Here is a 957-nt window from a genome sequence, read left to right as displayed (position 1 = left end):
GGACAGTACGGCGACGGTCGGCTGGCGGAGACGCGCCAGCCGGTCGAAGACGCGATGGCCATAGCGGACCCATTGCACCTGGAAGTCGGCGGCGCTCAACTGTGCCCAGGCCTCGACGTCGCCGCCGGCGCAGAAGCCTTTGCCTTCGCCGCGGATGAGCACGACGCGGACGCCCCCGGCCAGTTCCGCCTCGTCGAGTGCGGTTTCGAGTGCCCGCAACATGGGAATGTCGAGCGCGTTGAACTTTTCCGGCCGCCGCAGCATGACGACGCCGATGGCGCCGTCCTGCTCGAAGGTGACGAGGCGCTCAGCCATGCGCGCCTCCGAGCGAAGCGCCGCCATTGAGCGACAGGCCGATCGGCCGGTCCTGGTAGAGCGAGGCAGGCGTCACCTTGAGGTCGTTGGCGATAGCGAGCGGGATGTCGGCCTGCGCCAGCACGTCGCGTTCGAGATCGATACCGGGCGCGAGTTCCGTCACCATCAGCCCATCCGGCGTCAGCTTCATCACGCAGCGCTCGGTGACATAGGTGATGTCCTGCCCCTGAGCGACCGCGCGTTTTCCCGAGAAGGAGATGTGCTCGACCTCCTCGACGATCTTCTTGACCTTGCCTTCCTGGTCGATGCGGATGGCGCCATCGGCCAGCGAAAGCTTGGCGCCGGCGTTGAAGAAGCCGGAGAAGACGATCTTCTTCGCTCGCGCGGTTATGTCGACGAAGCCGCCGGCGCCGGCCGTCACGTGCGGCCTTGCCGAAAGCTTCGAGACGTTGACGGAGCCATGGCGGTCGATCTGCAGGAAGGACAAGAGCGAAGCGTCGAAGCCGCCGGCCTGAAAATAGATGAATTGGTGCGGCGAGGGCATGATCGCCTCGGCGTTCGAGGCGCAGCCGAACTTGAAGTCGAGCAGCGGCACGCCGCCGACCGCGCCCTGCTCGATCACCCAGGTGACCTTGCCATGCT

General features: G+C 66.0%; 1 protein-coding gene and 1 pseudogene. Both read right to left on the bottom strand.

All coding sequences use genetic code 11. The annotated features are described in order from the left end of the window. The coding region (locus EOA38_RS37690) for an enoyl-CoA hydratase/isomerase family protein (protein ID WP_145966341.1) at nt 1-315 on the bottom strand (315 nt) is incomplete at its 3' end. Beyond that, nucleotides 308-957 (bottom strand): annotated as a pseudogene (locus tag EOA38_RS37685) (acyl CoA:acetate/3-ketoacid CoA transferase); the annotation flags it as partial. The gene EOA38_RS37690 and the pseudogene EOA38_RS37685, both read right to left, overlap by 8 nt.

The sequence above is a fragment of the Mesorhizobium sp. M1E.F.Ca.ET.041.01.1.1 genome, assembly GCF_003997355.1.
In the GTDB taxonomy this organism is placed as follows: Bacteria; Pseudomonadota; Alphaproteobacteria; order Rhizobiales; family Rhizobiaceae; genus Mesorhizobium.
Note: the sequence above shows the minus strand (reverse complement) of the source record. Positions and strands in the feature narration are given on the sequence as shown.